11 protein-coding genes are annotated in these 14,427 nt (G+C 62.2%); 4 read left to right on the top strand and 7 right to left on the bottom strand.

Features of this window, described 5'->3' with window-relative positions; translation table 11 throughout:
* Positions 1–8 precede the first annotated feature (8 nt).
* Both rfbD and rfbC read right to left on the bottom strand, forming a co-directional pair.
* On the bottom strand, positions 9–869 hold the full coding sequence (rfbD, locus tag APH27_RS18935) for a dTDP-4-dehydrorhamnose reductase (protein WP_060485627.1): 861 nt from the start codon (positions 867–869) through the stop codon (positions 9–11).
* Positions 866–1,408, bottom strand: coding sequence for a dTDP-4-dehydrorhamnose 3,5-epimerase (gene rfbC, locus APH27_RS18930; RefSeq protein WP_060485626.1), 543 nt, complete (start codon positions 1,406–1,408; stop codon positions 866–868). Before rfbC ends, rfbD begins: the two co-directional genes overlap by 4 nt.
* Positions 1,409–1,861: 453 nt before the next feature.
* Between rfbC and aguA the strand changes: the two genes are divergently transcribed.
* Together aguA and APH27_RS26095 are read left to right on the top strand one after the other, a co-directional pair.
* Complete coding sequence (gene aguA, locus APH27_RS18925; protein ID WP_027917597.1) at positions 1,862–2,968, top strand: agmatine deiminase; 1,107 nt, start codon at positions 1,862–1,864, stop codon at positions 2,966–2,968.
* A 183-nt stretch (positions 2,969–3,151) separates the two neighbouring features.
* Entirely contained in the window at positions 3,152–3,349 is a 198-nt protein-coding gene (locus APH27_RS26095) for a hypothetical protein (RefSeq protein WP_081784253.1), read from the top strand.
* 79 nt (positions 3,350–3,428) lie between these two features.
* Here the strand turns inward: APH27_RS26095 and APH27_RS18920 are convergent, their stop codons facing one another.
* Entirely contained in the window at positions 3,429–5,531 is a 2,103-nt protein-coding gene (locus APH27_RS18920) for a TonB-dependent siderophore receptor (protein ID WP_060485625.1), read from the bottom strand.
* A 444-nt stretch (positions 5,532–5,975) separates the two neighbouring features.
* On the opposite strand from APH27_RS18920, the gene APH27_RS18915 reads away from it, so the two are divergent.
* Positions 5,976–7,295: an OprD family porin gene (locus APH27_RS18915; protein ID WP_027917595.1), complete on the top strand. Its 1,320-nt coding sequence runs from the start codon at positions 5,976–5,978 to the stop codon at positions 7,293–7,295.
* Positions 7,296–7,325: 30 nt separating this feature from the next.
* On the opposite strand, the gene APH27_RS18910 is transcribed toward APH27_RS18915, so the two are convergent.
* From APH27_RS18910 to APH27_RS18900, 3 genes are all read right to left on the bottom strand, one after another.
* The gene (locus APH27_RS18910; protein WP_060485624.1) at positions 7,326–8,996 is read right to left on the bottom strand and encodes an FMN-binding glutamate synthase family protein; all 1,671 of its coding nucleotides are present in this window, start codon (positions 8,994–8,996) and stop codon (positions 7,326–7,328) included.
* A gap of 103 nt (positions 8,997–9,099) precedes the next feature.
* Positions 9,100–10,467, bottom strand: coding sequence for an ATP-binding protein (locus tag APH27_RS18905; RefSeq protein ID WP_060485623.1), 1,368 nt, complete (start codon positions 10,465–10,467; stop codon positions 9,100–9,102).
* 1 nt (position 10,468) lies between these two features.
* Positions 10,469–11,188 (bottom strand): response regulator, encoded by a 720-nt coding sequence (locus tag APH27_RS18900; protein ID WP_060485622.1) that lies wholly within the window; start codon positions 11,186–11,188, stop codon positions 10,469–10,471.
* Positions 11,189–11,346: 158 nt separating this feature from the next.
* On the opposite strand from APH27_RS18900, the gene APH27_RS18895 reads away from it, so the two are divergent.
* Positions 11,347–13,626 (top strand): TonB-dependent siderophore receptor, encoded by a 2,280-nt coding sequence (locus APH27_RS18895; protein ID WP_371262723.1) that lies wholly within the window; start codon positions 11,347–11,349, stop codon positions 13,624–13,626.
* A gap of 40 nt (positions 13,627–13,666) precedes the next feature.
* On the opposite strand, the gene APH27_RS18890 is transcribed toward APH27_RS18895, so the two are convergent.
* A complete protein-coding gene (locus APH27_RS18890) occupies positions 13,667–13,867 on the bottom strand; it encodes a hypothetical protein (protein ID WP_027917590.1) in 201 nt (66 codons plus the stop codon).
* Positions 13,868–14,427 lie beyond the last annotated feature (560 nt).

The raw sequence follows: 14,427 nt of genomic DNA, 5'->3' as shown, positions 1-14,427 counted from the left end.
ATTATGCGCTACTTGAGGCAGTCGATCAGCGCTTGCTGCCAGTGCGGCAGGTGTACGTCCCACTCACGGGCCAGGCGCGAGCAGTCCAGGCGTGAGTTGGCCGGGCGACGCGCCGGGGTCGGGTACTCGCTGGAAGGAATCGGCAGCAGCTCGGCGCAGGGCAGGCCGCGCGCCTTGAGCTGTTCGCCAATAGCCTGGGCGAAGCCGAACCAGGACGTTTCGCCCTGGGCGGCCAGGTGGTAGGTGCCCCAGGCGCCGCGCTGCCCGGCTTGCCAGCGCTCGATCAGTTCGCGGGTGGCGATGGCGATGGTCGTGGCCCAGGTGGGCGCGCCGATCTGGTCGTTGACCACGCGCAGCTGCGGTTTTTCCTGCAGCAGGCGTTGCATGGTCAGCAGGAAGTTGCGCCCGTACAGCGAATAGACCCAGCTGGTACGCAGAATCAGGTGCTCGCCATCCACGGCGGCTATGGCCTGCTCCCCGGCCAGTTTGCTGCGGCCGTAGACACCCAGTGGGTTGGGGTGGTCGAGCTCGGTGTAGGGCAAGGCCTTTTCACCATCGAAGACATAGTCGGTGGAGTAGTGAATCAGCGGCGCCCCCAGGCGCACCGCCTCTTCGGCCAGAACCCGCGGGCCTTCTGCGTTGATCGCGAAGGCCAGGTCAGGTTCGCTTTCGGCCTGGTCCACCGCAGTGTGGGCGGCAGCGTTGATGATCAGCTGCGGGGCCAGGCGCCGTAGCGGCTCGCGCAGCGCCTCGGCGCAAGCCAGGTTCAGTTGATCGCGACCAAGCACATGTACTTCGCCGAGCCCGCTCAACTGCGCCTGGAGTGCCTGGGCGACTTGGCCATTGTGGCCACAGACGAGGATTTTCATGGGAACAGGTCCGCGTCTTTCAACAGCACGGCCGCTTGGTCCTTGGCCGACAGGGTCGGGTTCTCGACGCCCCAGTCGATGGCCAGGTCAGGGTCGTCCCAGCGGATCGAGCGCTCCGCGGCAGGGTTGTAGTAGTCGGTGGTCTTGTACAGGAAGTCGGCCGATTCGCTTAGCACCAGGAAGCCGTGGGCGAACCCGGGCGGGATCCAGAACTGCAGGTGGTCAGTGGCGGTCAGGCGCCGGGCCACCCAGCGTCCGAAGTAAGGCGAACTGCGGCGGATGTCCACCGCCACGTCCAGCACTTCGCCCTGCACCACGCGCACCAGTTTCCCCTGAGGGTTGTCGATCTGGTAGTGCAGGCCGCGCAGCACGCCGCGCTGTGAGCGCGAATGGTTGTCCTGGACAAAGTGGCCGTCGAACCCGGTCTGTTTCTTGAATTCGCGGGCATTGAAGCTTTCGAAGAAGAAGCCACGGCTGTCGCCGAAGACCTTCGGTTCGATGATGACTACGTCGGGTATCTCGGTCGCTATGATGTTCATGGAGATTCTTCGGTCAGTGTGCTGATGGTCCGACCTTGAAAGGTCCGCTCTAAGTCCGCCGCCTTGGCCAACTGAGCCTAGATCGGCTGGCGGTGAGCCAGCACGAGCCCACCTGTTGATTTCATCTTCGCACCGGGTTATCGGCCACAAGCACGGTTTCCCAAGGTTGAAGATGAAACAGGTTTCATCTTGAGGCTTTTTGGCACCCTGATGCAGCTTGCGCCAAGCGATTATATCGAACGTCGAGGGTGGATTGACCTTGCTTGACCGCTTGTCGATCTATATCGATAAAAATTAGAGTTTTGTAGAGGCTCTATTGTTAAAAAGGCTTCTAAAGTCGATATCTATCGGTTATAAATTAGCCAATCGCGACGGGCATCACGCACCGCCGGAACTGTCACATTCACTTGCTATCCATCGACCATCGGCCTAGTGCCTTTGCAGAGGTTACCCATGAAGACCCTCAACTCCACCCCCCGTGCCGACGGTTTCCACATGCCCGCCGAATGGGCCCCGCAAAGCCAGGTCTGGATGGTCTGGCCAGAGCGTTCGGACAACTGGCGCCTTGGCGGTAAGCCGGCCCAGGCAGCGCATGTCACCCTGGCCAAGGCCATCGCCCGCTTCGAGCCGGTGACCGTAGCCGTTTCCGCCGGCCAGTACGAAAACGCCCGTCGCCAGCTCGACCTGCCGAACATTCGTGTGGTTGAAATCAGCAACGACGATGCCTGGGTGCGCGACACCGGCCCGACCTTCGTGATCAACGACCACGGTGAAGTGCGTGGCGTGGACTGGGGCTTCAACGCCTGGGGCGGTTTCGACGGTGGCCTGTATGCACCCTGGAATCGGGATGAGGAACTGGCGGCCAAGGTGCTGGAAATGGAGCGCTGCCAGCGCTACCACACCGAAGGTTTTGTGCTTGAAGGCGGTTCGATCCACGTCGATGGCGAAGGCACCCTGATCACTACCGAAGAGTGCCTGCTCAACCGCAACCGCAACCCACACCTGAACCGCGAGCAGATCGAAGAGATCCTGCGCGAGCAGTTGGCGGTGGAAACCATCGTCTGGTTGCCCGATGGCCTGTACAACGACGAAACCGACGGCCACGTCGACAACTTCTGCTGTTACGTCAGCCCGGGCGAAGTGTTACTGGCCTGGACCGATGATTCCAACGACCCCAACTACGCCCGTTGCCACGCCGCCTACGAGGTGCTGAAAAACACCCGTGATGCCAAAGGCCGCCAGTTTGTGGTGCACAAGATGCCGATCCCCGGCCCGTTGTTCGCCACTGAAGAAGAATGCGCCGGTGTCGATCAGGTGGCCGGCAGCCAGGAGCGCGACCCGTCGGTGCGCCTGGCCGGTTCCTATGTGAACTTCCTGATCGTCAATGGCGGCATCATCGCACCGAGCTTCGATGACCCGGCAGATGCGCAGGCCAGAGCGATTCTGGCTAAAGTCTTCCCGGACCACGAAGTGGTGATGATCCCGGGTCGTGAACTGCTGCTTGGCGGTGGCAACATCCATTGCCTGACCCAGCAGCAGCCGGCACCGGTCAAGCGCTGATACCTGCCCCATGAAGAAGCCCGTCAGATGACGGGCTTTTTTTTGCTCCGACGACATCCGGAAGCCTGGATGGCATACGTTTTGTATTGTTTTCAGCGAGTTACCCAAGCAGGCCGGGCTCTCCGTACTGTAACAATCACGACGTAAATTAGCCGCTCACGGGCCCAGGGAGTACGTGTGGACATGAACGCAGCAAGTGAGACGGCTTTGCGCCCATCGGCAGTCAATCATCATTCGCTCAAGGTTCTGGCGCAGTGGTTGAAACACCATGGAGGCAAACGGGTCAGGACGACCGACCCACGACGTCTGCTTGACGGCCGCTATCCTCAAGGGCTGATCAGCGATGCTGAGCTGGATGCGCTGCTGGGGGTCTGGCACTGACCAGGGCAGGAGCCCACCCCATGAAAACGCCACCGCAAATGCGGTGGCGTTTTCGTTTGTGCACGGAGCCAAAAGCTGATCAGAAACTGTAGGTACCGGTCACCACCAGGCTGCGCGGGTCGCCGACCTGGATCTGCGCGGCGCTGGTCGCCGAGCTGTAGTAGGTCTTGTCGGTGATGTTGCTCAGCGCTGCCCGCACATCCCAGTCATGGGTACGGAACCCCGCCAGCGCATCCCAACGGCCATAGCCTGGCAATACCGTGGTGTTCTGGTTGTCGGCATAGCGTTCGCCAACCAGCGTCAGCCCAGTCTCGGCATACCAGCCCAGTTCGGGTTTCCAGGTCACGAACAGGCTGGCGTTGCGTTTTGCCACATCGTTGATGCGATTGCCTTCCTGGCCGTTGTTGTCCTTGACGATGGTGGCGTCCTGCAAGCCAATGCCGCCGCGTACGTACCAGTTGCCGACGACATTGCCGGTGGCCGTCAGTTCGATGCCGCGTGAGCGCTGCAGGCCGCTGAGCAGGGTGATCTCCGGGTTGTTCGGGTCGCGTGTACGGCGGTTGTAGAGTTCCAGTTCATAAATGGCGAGGGTGGTGCTCAGGCGTTCGTCCAGCCAGTCGCTCTTCAGCCCGATCTCTTTCTGGCGGGTCAGCTCGGGGCGGGTGTCGTTGGTGTTGCCCGGTGCGCCGGGGGTAATGCCGATCAGACCACCGCCGACGGGCGAGAATGTCTTGCTCCACGAGGCATAGAAGGCGTGATCACGCCACGGTGTGTAAACCACGCCCAGCCGCGGGCTGGTGGTATTGCTGTCTTGCTTCTCGGACAGGTTGCGGACCTTGTTGGTGGTCTGCACCTCGAACTGGTCGAAACGCACCCCGGCCAGCAATTGCCATTGGTCATTCAGGCGGATCTGGTCTTGCAGGTAGAGCCCGCGGCTGTCGACCACGGTGTGGTTGTCGCTCGACACCACCATACGGCCAGTGTGCTGCAGGCTGCGGTCGGGGTGGTATACATCGAGGCTGGGCACCGGGCTGCCACCGGCCGAGACCGGTGCGGCGGTATACAGCGTCGGGTCACGGCGCTGATTGCCGAACTCCAGCCCGATCAACAGTTTGTGCTCCAGGCCAAGGGTGGCGAAATCACCTTCGGCTTCCAGGTTGTTGAACAGGTTGCGGGTGGTCAGGTCTTGCTGCCAGCGCTGGCGGGTAACCGTCCTGGTTCTGGCGTTGTAGCCCGTCAGGTAGGTGTTGTCGAACTCGCTGTCGAGCTTGAACAGGCCCAGGGTGTGGCGCAGTTGCCAGGCATCGTTGAGCTGGTAGTTCAGGCGAGAACGCAACGACTGCGCACGGTCGTCGATGTAGTCGCGCTGGGTGTCGCCGTAGGTGGTGCTGCGGCCGACATCCGCCGGGCGCCCGTCGACACCGGGAATGCCACGGTCAGGCGTGCGGTTGTAGCGGCTGTATTCGTACTGCACCAGCCAGTTGAGGTCGGGTGAAAGCTGCCAGCTCATCGACGGCGCGAACAGCTGCCGGCTACCGTCGATGCCATCGCGGAAACTGTTGTTGTCCTGGTTGCCCATGTTCAGGCGCAGGCTGATGTTGTCGGTCGGGTCGGTACTGAGGTCGGCGTACAGGCTGCGCAGGTCTTCACTGCCACCCTGGGCTTCGATCGACGAGCGCCGCCCTTGCTCCGGTGCCTTGCTCACCCGGTTGACGATGCCGCCCTGGCTGCCACGGCCATACAGCACGGCTGCCGGCCCTTTGAGTACTTCGACCCGCTCGATGTTATGCAGGTCGCGAATGTACTGGCTGTCGTCGCGGATGCCGTCCAGATAAAAGTCGTTGCTGGCCTCGAAGCCACGAATACGTACGCTGTCAAAGCGCGTATCGGCACCGCTGCTGACGTTGGGAATGCCTTCCAGCGCCTTACCCAGTGTATTGCTGCCGTAGTCCAGTACGTTGGCTGTCTTCACTGTGTCGATGGCTTGCGGCACATAGCGCACCGGCGTTGACGTACGGGTCGCGGTGCTGACCTCTTTGACCTGTGGGTTGTCTTCTTCGCGCTCGCTTTCTGCAGTTACCGAAAGCTCGGGAAGTGTGGTGCTGGTGGCGCTGGCCAGGCTGGCGCTGATCAACAGTGACAGGCCAAGGCCAAGTGAGGGCAGGCGGTTGGGGGCAAGCATCAGAACATCCGGGCAGGGGTAAATGAAAAATAGGCGCGAATGGTAATGCTTGTTATTTACGGCTGCCTGGGTATTTGTAAAGGCTTGTCTTTACATATGTATCAGTTTGTAAATTACGCTTTCCCTCGCGTCGAATCCGAACATCCTCACAGAAGAAAAAATGCCTGCCGATTGCGTTTAGCGATGTGAGAAAGCACCAGCTACGGCCGTTAAATTGGTTATATCAACCTGCAATTCACGAGTTTTTGACATTTGTAATCGCACACAGCTAGGATTCGGCCAACGCTTGCTGGCCACCCATGGCCATGCTGCTGCGAAAGGCCCGCCACACGATGATCGGCGGGCTTTTCAGTTCGGATCCGCATAGCGTCGAACCTACGAAGGGGCGTTGGTTCCTGGCGTAATTGTGCAAAGCGTTTTTGATTTAGAAATAAGGAAAACAACATGTTGAAAACCAGGATCAGCCTGGTCGCCCTGGCGATGATCGCCGCGACCCAGGCTCAGGCCAACGATCAGGCCGACAGCAAGGGCTTCGTCGAGGACAGCCACGCCAACGTCCTTCTGCGCAACGCATACATCAACCGTGACAAGAAGCACGGTACCGATGACCAGATCGAATGGGGCCAGGCAGCCATTGCCAACTTCTCCTCTGGCTTCACCCAGGGCACCGTCGGTGTCGGCGTCGATGCATTCGGCCTGTACGCCGTGCGTCTGGACGGCGGCAAAGGCCACAACGGTGGCGCCGGTGTCGACTTCTTCAAGCCGCACAACACCGTGAATGCCGATGGCAACGCCAGCGGCCCGCACGACCTGGCCCGTGCCGGCGCGGCCGTGAAGTTCCGCATCTCCAACACTGTGCTCAAGTACGGTGACCAGATGCCGGCACTGCCAGTGCTGCAATACGACGATGCCCGCCTGCTGCCAGAAAGCTTCACCGGCACCCTGATCACCTCCAAGGAGATCGCGGGCCTGGAGCTGAACGCTGGCCGTTTCACCCAGGAAGCTCGCAAGAGCGCCGAGCGTCGTGACGGTGGCGGCCTGAAGTCGATCAACGTCTTCGGCGGCAGCTACAAGTTCACCGACAACTTCACCGCTTCGCTGTACACCGCAGATAACGAAGACGTGATGAAGAAGCACTACCTGGGCCTGAACTACGTCTTCCCGATCGCCAGCGACCAGTCCCTGACCCTGGACTTCAACGGCTACAAATCGGACATCGACCACAAGTACGTGCAGGAAGCCGGCCTGAACGGCGACTCCAACACCATCTGGAGCCTCGCTGCGACCTACGCCTACGGCGCCCACTCGTTCACCCTCGCGCACCAGCGCAGCACTGGCAGCACCGGCTACAACTACGGCTGGTACCAGAATGAAGGCGGCGTGGGTGACGGTGGTTCGACCATCTACTTGGCCAACTCCTACTGGTCCGACTTCAACGCCGAAGACGAGCGCTCCTGGCAGCTGGGCTACGGCCTGGACTTCGGTGCCTACGGCATCCCGGGCCTGACCTACAAGCTGGCCTACGTGGTGGGTGACAACATCAACACCCGCAACGTCAAGAACCCGCAGGGCTTCGGCGAAGGTAAAGAGCGCGAGATCTTCAACCAGATCCGCTACGTCGTTCAGGACGGCCCGGCCAAGGACCTGTCGATCAAGCTGCGCAGCTCGTTCGTTCGCACCAACAACGCTGTACAGCAGAACGGCTACAACGACGACGGCAACGAAGTCCGCGTATTCGTCGAGTACCCGATCAGCATCTTCTGATCCTGACCGAGCGTCTCGAGCAGCCCCGGCCTAGGCCGGGGCTGTTTCTTTACGGCGCACGCTGGCCGCTGCCGGCGTAGCCGGTACTTCTCCCGTCTCCGGCGCAAAGCTGTCACTGCGCGCCATCCGCCACATCCGCGCATAGAACTCGCTTTCGATCGAGCCACTGAGCAATTCGCCGGGCTTGAGGAATTGGTGCAGGTCGGAAAACAGGCTGATCTCGCTGGTGCTGATACGCCGCGCCAGGTGTTTGGGCTTGAGTTCCGAGGGGTGCTCCAGCCCCGCTGCGGCGAGCATCTCGGCCAAGGCATGCAGCGTGTTGCGATGGAAGCTGGCTACCCGCTCGGCTTTATCGGGTACGACCAATGCGCGCTGGCGCAACGGGTCTTGCGTGGCGACGCCGGTCGGGCATTTGTTGGTGTGGCAGCTCTGCGACTGGATGCAGCCGATGGCGAACATGAAGCCACGCGCCGAGTTGACCCAGTCGGCGCCGATGGCCAATACGCTGGCAATATCGAACGCACTGACGATCTTGCCCGCTGCGCCGATGCGGATGCTCGAACGCAGGTTCAGGCCAACCAGGGTGTTGTGCACGAACATCAGGCCTTCGCGCATTGGCACGCCCATGTTGTCGCTGAACTCCCGAGGTGCCGCGCCGGTGCCGCCTTCCTTGCCGTCGACGACGATGAAGTCCGGGGTAATGCCGGTGGCCAGCATGGCCTTGGCGATGCCCATGAACTCCCACGGGTGGCCCAGGCAGAACTTGAAACCCACCGGCTTGCCGCCCGACAGTTCGCGCAGGCTGGCAATGAAGTGCAGCAACTCCACCGGGGTGCGGAACGCACTGTGCGCGGCGGGTGAGATACAGTCTTCGCCAACGCGCACGCCACGGGTGGCGGCGATTTCCGGGCTGACCTTGTGTGCCGGCAGAATGCCGCCGTGGCCGGGTTTGGCGCCCTGGCTGAGCTTGAGTTCGATCATCTTCACCTGCGGGCTGCGTGCCTGCTCGGCGAAGCGTTGCGCGTCGAAGCGGCCGTCTTCGGTGCGGCAACCGAAGTAGCCGCTGCCGATTTCCCAGATCAGGTCACCGCCGTGCTCGCGGTGGTATGGGCTGATGCTGCCCTCGCCCGTGTCATGGGCGAAACGGCCAAGGCGTGCGCCCTGGTTGAGCGCGGCAATCGCATTGGCACTGAGCGCGCCGAAGCTCATGGCCGAGATGTTGAAGATCGAAGCGGAGTAGGGCAGGCGGCATTGCGGCCCGCCAATGGCGATGCGGAACGAGGCCGGGTCGGGTGTGGCGACCGGCAGCATCGAGTGGCTGATGAACTCGAAGCCAGGCTTGTAGGCGTCGTTGAGCGTGCCGAAGGCTTTCTCGGCACTCTCGTTCTTGGCCCGGGCATACACCAGCGAGCGCTGCGAGCGGGAGAACGGAAGCTTGTCGTCATCGCCTTCGATCAGGTATTGGCGGATCTCTGGGCGGATGGTCTCGATCAGGTAGCGGATATTGCCCAGGATCGGGTAGTTGCGCCGCACCGCGTGGTGGCTTTGGCGCAGGTCGTTGAGGCCGACGAGGCTGAGCAGGGTGGTGACCACCGTCAGCGGCCAGAGCCAACTGTGCTGGGCAAGGAACGGGATGCTGGCGAAGGTGAACAGCAGGCACAGGGCCAGGCAGGCATAACGGCTGGGGAGCGAATCTTTCATGGGTCCATCGCAGGCTGGATGACGCGGCCTAGGATAGGCAAACCGCAGGTTCGGAAAACCAGGGGTTTTGGTAAAAGACTATTACCTGAGCGAGGGGGCTGGCTCACCTGGGCAGCAATACACTCACGCGCAAACCGCCGCCCTCGCGGTTTTGCAGCAGCAGTTCGCCGCCATGGCTGCTTGCGATGCGCTGGGCAATGCTCAGCCCCAGGCCATAACCACCGGATGCCTGGTTGCGCGAACCCTCGCCACGCACGAACGGGTCGGTGAGGGTGGCCAACAGGCCAGGGGCAATGCCAGGGCCGCGGTCGTCGACGTGGATGTACACGCCGGTGATGGCGGTTTCCAGCGTCACCGATACTTGGCTGGCATAACGCAGGGCATTGACCACCAGATTCTGCAGGCAGCGTTGCAGCAATAGGGCATCGACCCGCAGGCTGCCGCCCTTGCCATGTACAGGCAAGGGTTCCGCGCTGCTGGCAAGGTCGGCGCACAGCCGCGCCACCAGGCGGTCGAGGTCGACTTGCTGGAGGTTCTGCTGCTCGCCGGCGCGCAGGTAGTCGAGCACCTGGCCGATCATGTCGTCCATCTGGGTGATGTTCTGCCGCAGGCGTTCGCGCTGCTCGTCGTCTGGCAGCCGCTCCAGGCGCAGGCGCATGCGCGTCAGCGGGGTACGCAGGTCGTGGGACACGGCTGCCAGGAAGTAGGCCTTGTCGTTGACCATGGCAATCAGGCGCTGCTGCATGGCGTTGAAGGCCAGTGCGGCCTGGCGCACCTCTTCTGGGCCGTCCAGGGCCAGCGCCGGCTGCTCCAGGTTGCTGCCCAGTCCGCGAGCCGCGTCGGCCAGGCGCCGCAGTGGGCGCAAGCACAGGCGCACAGCGATCAGGCAAACCAGCAGCACGGCGACGATGCGCAGCGCGTAGACCCGCAGCAGGTAGTCGCTGATCAGCACCCACGCGGACTCACCACTCCAGCCCTGCAGCTCCTGGCCGTCGATGCTCAGCCAGTGGCCATCGGCCAACGGTACGGCGAACTGGATGTGCGCCTGGGCGGTGCGCAGGCCGAACAGGCTGCGCCAGACGATCGGCTGGCCCAGTTCATCAGTCAGTTGCACCTTCAGCAGGCGCACTTTCTGGGCGTGGCCCAGTTCGTAGTTGAGCGCCTGTTGCAGCAACAGCTCGACGCGCCGGTGCCCGCGTCGCTGATGCTCCGGTTGCGCGGGTTCGCTCTCGGTGCAACGCAGTTGATAGTGTGCGGGCACCTGCCGGTGCTCTGTGTGGCAATCGGCCTGGGCTATCAGCGGGGCGCTGCGCGCGGCCATGACCCGGACGGGGGCCTCGAGCACCTGGGCGAACCGCACATCGAACCAGATGCTGCTCGACATCAACTGGATCACCAGCGTGCCGCTGACCATGATCAGCAGCAGCTGACCAAACAACGTGCGCGGCCACAGGCGACGGAGCCAACGCATTTCAGCAGTCGGCCTCGGCGCGGGCGATGCTCAGCAAATAGCCCTCGTTGCGGATGGTCAGGATCTGGATATTGCCGGTTGGCGCGCGGCGCAGTTGCTGGCGCAGGCGGCTGATGCACATGTCTACCGAGCGATCGTCGGGGTGGTGGTCGCGGCCAAACGCACTGCGAGTCAGCTGATCACGCGAGACCACGCGGTTGTTGGCCTCCAGCAGTTCACGCAGCACCCGGTAATCGGAGCGCGGCAGGGTGAGGGTTGCGCCGTCCGGGCGGGTCAGCAGGCGCTTGACGTGGTCGAGGCTGAAGCCGGCGAAGCGCTGGGCTTCGGCGGTGGGCGCTTCGACGGGGGTATCCAGGCGTTGCGGGCGGCGCAGAACCGCCTTGATGCGGGCGATCAGCTCACGCGGTTCAAAGGGCTTGGCCAGGTAGTCATCAGCGCCCACTTCCAGGCCAATGATGCGATCCAGCGTGCTGCCCTTTGCCGACAGCATGATCACTGCCAGGCCCGGCGTCCCCTGCAACTGGCGGCACAGGCTCAAGCCGTCTTCGCCAGGCAGCATCAGGTCGAGCACCACCAGGTCGACCTTGCTCTCGGCCAAGTGCTGGCGCATGCCCTCACCGTCGGCGGCCGCCAGAACGGTATAGCCGGCATCGGTCAGGTAATCGCAGAGAAGTTCGCGGATCTCGTCGTCATCGTCGACAACCAGCAAGGTTGTGCTCATCGGGAAAAACACCTGTGCGGGGAGGGCGGGCAGCGCTCGTTACGTTCAATTACATCCCCGTACAAGCCGGGTATGGAGCCCAAGGGGCGGATGCCTAGAATCGTAACAAAAAATCATCTGCGAATACGAAGCCTTCCCAAATGAATCATAAGAGCGCCATGAACAACTTCAGTTCTGTTGTCCGGGGCGGCAGCCGCCTGCACCCGCTTGCCTTCTTTGTTGCCGTCGCCATCAGTGGCAGCGCCTTGGCTGCCGAAAGCCAGCCTTTGGAGCTGGATGCCACGCAGATCGAAGACAGTGCGCTTGTGTCCGCAGATGAAACCGGCCAGCTCGGCTACACGGTGGAAAGCACCCGCAGCTCCACGGGCCTGAAGCTGACCCCACGGCAAACACCGCAATCGGTCACCACCATCACCCGCCAGCAGCTGGATGACCGCGACGTGCACTCCATCGAGCAAGCCCTGGACACCACGCCAGGTGTAAGCACCACCAAGTCCGAAGTGGGCGGGCGCACTGACTTCCGTGCCCGGGGCTACTCGATCAGCAACTGGAAGGTCGATGGCCTGCAGTTCCAGGGGGGCTCCGACTTCAGCGGCGGCGGCAACGCGCTGAACATGGACCTGTACGAGCGCATCGACATCGTCCGCGGCGCCAACGGCCTGCTTGGCGGCACCGGCGACCCGTCAGCCACCGTCAACCTGATCCGCAAGGCACCTACCAAAACATTTGGCGGCAGCGCCTACGCCACCTACGGCAGCTGGGACAAGCGCCGCCTGGGCGCCGACCTCAACCTGCCGCTGTCCGAAGACGGCCGCTTGCGTTCGCGGTTCGTGATGACACAGGGCGACGCCAACTCGTTCCGCGACAACCAGTCGGAGCGCTCGCGCGCGGCGCTGGCCAACTTCGAGTTCGACCTCGACGACGCCACTACCCTGGGTGCCGGTTACCAGTATGAATACAACAAGGTGGTCGGTGGCGGCTGGGGTGCCAACATCCCGATCTGGTTCAAGGACGGCAGCAAGACCGACCTGCCACGCAGCACCAACGTGGTGCCAAGCTGGAGCTTTGGCGAGTACACCACCCGCACCGCCTTTGGCTCGTTGCAGCACCGCTTCGACAACGACTGGACCCTGGACCTGAAAGCAGCCCAAAGCACTGCCGAAGTGCTTAACCACCGTGGCCTGGCCAAGGTCAACTCGGCTGGCCGGGGCAGCTACGGCGGCTACTGGGACCAGGATGGCAGCGGCGCAGTGCTCAACGGCCTGCACAGCTCCAGCGACACCACCCAGCAGTCCGCGCAGATCGATCTGTCCGGCCCGTTCCAGCTGTTCGGCCGCACCCATCAGGCGATGGTCGGCTACAACGACAGCCGCACCGTGGCCTGGTCGCCGGAATACAGCTGCACCATGGTCAGCGACGACCGCGTCAGCGCGCCCTCGGTGGGCTGCCAGTTCCGCGCCAACAACGGCTTCCCGCTCACCGACTGGCACAATGGCGTGGACAGCGACTACGCCATGATCGCCTCGCGCACCGGCCGCCACAGCAAGACCACCACCCGCCTGCAGGGCATGTATGCCGCTACCCGGCTAAGCATCACCGACCCGCTGTCGGTAATCGTCGGCGTGCGCACCACCGACTATTCGGCGACCACCAACAGCGTCGCCGGGGTGCGCAGCAACCAGCAGAACACCGGTATTGTCACCCCGTACCTGGGGGCCGTGTACGACCTCAACGACACCTACTCGCTGTACGCCAGCTACACCGATATCTTCAACCCGCAGACAGCCGAGACCGAGAGCGGCACCAAAGTCGAGCCGATTCGTGGCCAGAGCTACGAGACCGGTATCAAGGGTGAGTGGCTGGATGGCCGCCTGAACGCGTCGGCGGCGTACTTCCGCACCAAGCAGCAGAACAAGGCAGTGCTCGACGATGGCCTGACCACGCCAACCGGGGGTGACGCCTACAAGGCTGGCACCGGGCAGGAAACCGACGGTATCGACCTGGAAATTGCCGGTGCGCTGACGCCGAACTGGAACGTGTATGGCGGTTATACCTACCTGCACTTCCGCCGCGTCGACAGCGATGGGCGCAGCGACCCGTCGCACCTGTTCAAGGCTTCGACCACCTACCGCCTGTCTGGCCCGCTGGACCGCCTGACTGTTGGTGCAGGGGTGAAGGCCCAGACCAACATCCGCGCCATCTCAAGCCCGGCGGGGCAGCCGGTCAACGGTGTGAGTGCGGGGGCGACCGATGTGAACTGGTCCGGTTATGCGATCTGGAATGCCATGGCCAAGTACCAGCTGACCGATGACACGACGGTGAGCCTCAATGTCGATAACCTGTTCGACAAGCACTACTACACCCAGTACGGGTTCTATGCCGGGGCTATTTACGGCGATCCGCGCAATATGTCGCTGACGGTCAGCACCGCGTTCTGATCAAAGGGGGGGCCGCAGAGCGGCCCCTTTTGCGCGGCGGTTAGAGCGCAGCCTCTTCTTCAGGCATTTCATCCGTAACCATGACCCGCACATGTGCGCCGCACGGGTCTTCCATGCGCAAGCCAAAGTAACGGGAGTCGTTGGCATCCCAGAATGCCTCGACCTGCGCCATGGAGGCATTGGCAAGCAGCACTTCAGCGTTGTGCTCCAGGATGATCGAGTAACGGATTTCGGCATTCATTGCAGAGGGGCTCGCAGAGGAGGACTGAAAAACTCAGGGGCGGGTAAATCGCGATGCCATTATGCCAACCTGTTGATTTCCGGTACTCGCCACTCGTCGCGCAGCGCATACCGTTTGGGAGCCTCGCTTGCTGGCGAGGGGCCGCAAAGCTTCCCCCGGTTTCTGAGGTAGGGACGGTTACTGGAAAGTGTTCGTCGGGGGCTGACATGCTTGCTCCCACCGGTTCGCTATCGAGCTTGGGAGTGCGGCGCATTGAAAACAAAACAGGCCCACCTTTCGGTGAGCCTTTTTTGATACTGCGTATGGTGCGGCACCAGGAGTCGAATCGATTCGTAAGGCATTGTTTTAATTATATTTATTATATAGCTGCGTTAAGTTATACCTCTTGGAATACCCTAAATTTGTTCTCCGTTCTGCATCTTCTAGTGTCGCCATAACACATCAACCCGCCCATGGCCGTTCACAGCGAATTTGCGCGCTGAGGCTTCTTTCGCCTAGAGGGTTGGATCCAGGCCTCCTGTGCATCGCTTCAAATGGGACTTTAGTCGCTTCATAAGCCT

The sequence above is a fragment of the Pseudomonas sp. NBRC 111123 genome (genome assembly GCF_001320205.1).
Taxonomy (GTDB): Bacteria; Pseudomonadota; Gammaproteobacteria; order Pseudomonadales; family Pseudomonadaceae; genus Aquipseudomonas; species Aquipseudomonas putida_J.
The sequence above is the reverse complement of the archived record's forward strand: the minus strand, read 5'-3'. Positions and strand labels throughout refer to the sequence as shown.